Raw genomic sequence first — 2,792 nt, forward strand, 5'->3', positions numbered from 1 at the left:
AGCGCCGAGGCTGTGGGTCTGGATGTGGTCTGGCGTCAACCGTCGTTGTGAGCGCGTAATCCACAAGTTTCGCACACGGCGGACGGCGGCAGCGTGGCGCGAGACCTTTGGTGTCGCTACTTTCCCGTCAGGCGCAGAAGGCGTCATCAGCAGCAGAACGCTTGGTTTCACCAAAGCGGAGGCCAAAATGGCCAAGGACATTATCACGGGCTCGAAGCGAAAGAGCGGTAAATCGAAGCAAAGCAGCGCGTCCTTCAGGACCAAGCATCGCGTTTACAGCGCGGCCTCGGCGGATCGCAAAAAGGCGACGGGGCTGATCCGCGTTTCGGTCTGGGTGCCGGTCTGGGCCGCGGATCTCTTGAAGCGTTTCGCCAAGCGCCTGTGCGAGGGTCACCGGCCGGACGAGACTAAATGCGACCAGACTATAGAAAGGCAGATCACCGCAAACTCTGCCGTTTCGGCGACGTGGCGGAAGGCGCGGAAGCGCGCACAGCCCGATGACCGCCAGTTGGATTTTTTCGGGCCCGCGTAAGCCGGCCCGAGGCCTCCAGCCCCCCGGTTGTCCACATAAACCTTTCGGCTGGCCTCGTTCGGTTCGGGACGGACGGGGCTGACCCGGAGTAATCTTTCCTCACGGGCCGTGTGGCCTGTGGGACAGAAGCCCCGAGGCTCTTGATCTTGAACGCGCCCAGAACCGGGCGCGGGAAGGACGGGACAACGATGGATGACACGGAAGGGAGCTGCGCGGACGCAGCATGAGCCGGGCTTGGCCCGGACGGAAGAGACCGAAGGCGGGACCGGGCACGCGCAGCGCCCTGCCCCGAAGACGACGGCCCCCGGGGCTGAGGCGACGACGCCTGAGCCCGGGCCTGTCCATGAAGCACCGGGACCGGGAGCGCCGCTGCCCCCGCCGCACCCGGCGTTGGTTGAGTTGGTGCGGCTGCTGGCGCGGGCGGATGCGCGGCGGGCACGGTCGGAAGAGAGAGGGACGCGGTGATGAGAGAGAAGATGGCACTGCGCGCGGCGATCTACGCGCGCTATTCGTCGGACATGCAGTCGGCGGCCTCGATCACCGACCAGGTGCGGATCTGCCGCAGGTTGGCCGAGGAGCGGGGCTGGCAGGTGGTGGAGGTCTTCGCGGATGAGGCGATCAGCGGGGCCACGCACCTGCGCCCCGGATTTCAGGCGATGCAGCAGGCCGCCATGGCCGGGCAGTTCGACGTGCTGGTGGCCGAAGCGCTGGACCGCCTGAGCCGGGATCAGGAACACATCGCGGGGCTGCACAAGCGCATGCGGTTTTTGGGCGTGGAGATCTTTACCAAGGGGGAGGGCCCGATCAGCGAGATGCATGTTGGGCTGGGCGGAACGATGTCCGCGATTTTCCTGCGGCATCTCGCGGAGAAGACTCACCGAGGCCTCGAAGGCCGCGTGAAGCAAGGGAAGTCGGCGGGCGGGATCAGCTACGGCTATCGGCTGGACCGCCAGCCCCTGCCGGACGGAACGCACACGACCGGAGACCGGGTGATCGATCCGGCCGAGGCCGGAATCGTGCGGCGGATTTTCGCGGAGTATGACCGGGGCCTGAGCGCGCGGTCGATCGCCATCGGGCTCAACAAGGACGGCATCGCCCCGCCCCGCTCAGGCGGCAAGGGTTCCGGGACCTGGAGCTTCTCGACGATTTCGGGGAACTGGCAGCGCGGGACGGGGATTCTCAACAACTCGCTCTATGTCGGCAAGTTGGTCTGGAACCGGCAGCATTTCGTGAAGGATCCGGACAGCGGCAAACGGCAGGCCCGGATGAACCCCGAGACGGAGTGGATCACCGAAGAGGTCCCGCACCTGCGGATCATCGACGATGCCTTGTGGACCCGGGTCAAACAGCGGCAAGGCGCGATCCGGGAGGATATCCTCACAGAACGGGCAGAAGATCCCGGCGCGCCGAAGATCGAACGCGGCCACCGCCCGCGCTACCTGCTGTCGGGCCTCCTGACCTGCGGCTGCTGCGGGGCGGGCTACATCATGATCAGCGACACGCGCTATGGCTGCGCGGCGGCCCGGAACCGGGGGACCTGCGCCAACAGGAAGACGATCGCAAGGAAGGACGTCGAGAGCCGCGTCCTGAACGGCCTCCAGACCCGGCTGATGCATCCGGAGCTGATCCGGGAGTACATCGCGACCTGGCAGCAGGAGATGCAGAAGGAGCGACTGGAGAGCCTGGCCGCACGGGGCGAGCAGGAGCGGCGCCTCGCGAAGGTGCTGCGCGACATCGAGAACATCGTCACCGCGATCACGGAAGGGATGTTTCACCCGAGCATGAAGGCCAAGATGGACGCGCTGGAAGGGGAACGGGCGGACCTTGAGGCGAAGCTGGCCGCCCTGCCCGAACCGGAACCCGTGGCCATCCACCCCGGTCTGGCCGAGACTTACGCCCGCAAGGTCACGGATCTCGCCGCAGCCCTGAACGACCCAGAGGCCCGGCCGGAAGCGGCGGACCTGCTGCGCGGGCTGATCGAGAGCGTGACGCTGACGCCCGACACGGATGCGCCGAACGGGCACGTGATCGAACTCCGGGGCGAGCTGGGTGCGATTTTGTCCTTGTGCGGCAATGACGTAGCCGCAAATGCCAACGCCCGCCGTGGTGCGGCGGGCGTGAGGCAAGTGACGGTGGTTGCGGGGGCAGGATTTGAACCTGCGGCCTTCAGGTTATGAGCCTGACGAGCTACCGGGCTGCTCCACCCCGCGACAGGGTGTTTTTTGTATCGTTGACGGGTCTTTTCTAGGTTTGGCGGTGA

General features: G+C 66.2%; 2 protein-coding genes and 1 tRNA gene. 2 read left to right on the forward strand and 1 reads right to left on the reverse strand.

All coding sequences use genetic code 11. The annotated features are described in order from the left end of the window. A partial coding sequence (locus D2N39_RS23485; protein ID WP_233557375.1) for a hypothetical protein occupies window positions 1-532 on the forward strand: 532 nt, incomplete at its 5' end. Between the two features lie 518 nt (window positions 533-1,050). Further along, window positions 1,051-2,709, forward strand: a complete 1,659-nt coding sequence (locus D2N39_RS22015; protein ID WP_233557377.1) for a recombinase family protein — start codon at window positions 1,051-1,053, stop codon at window positions 2,707-2,709. Here D2N39_RS22015 and D2N39_RS22020 read toward each other — a convergent pair. Further along, a tRNA-Met gene (locus D2N39_RS22020) sits at window positions 2,666-2,742 on the reverse strand. The genes D2N39_RS22015 and D2N39_RS22020 overlap by 44 nt on opposite strands. Between the last annotated feature and the right edge of the window lie 50 nt (window positions 2,743-2,792).

The sequence above is a fragment of the Gemmobacter lutimaris genome, from assembly GCF_003570715.1.
Lineage (GTDB): Bacteria > Pseudomonadota > Alphaproteobacteria > Rhodobacterales > Rhodobacteraceae > Gemmobacter > Gemmobacter lutimaris.

What these genes read in the sequence shown, in the direction of transcription:
- D2N39_RS22015 (WP_233557377.1), top strand. Translation starts at nt 1,051, where the DNA reads ATGCAGTCGGCGGCCTCGATCACCGACCAGGTGCGGATCTGCCGCAGG.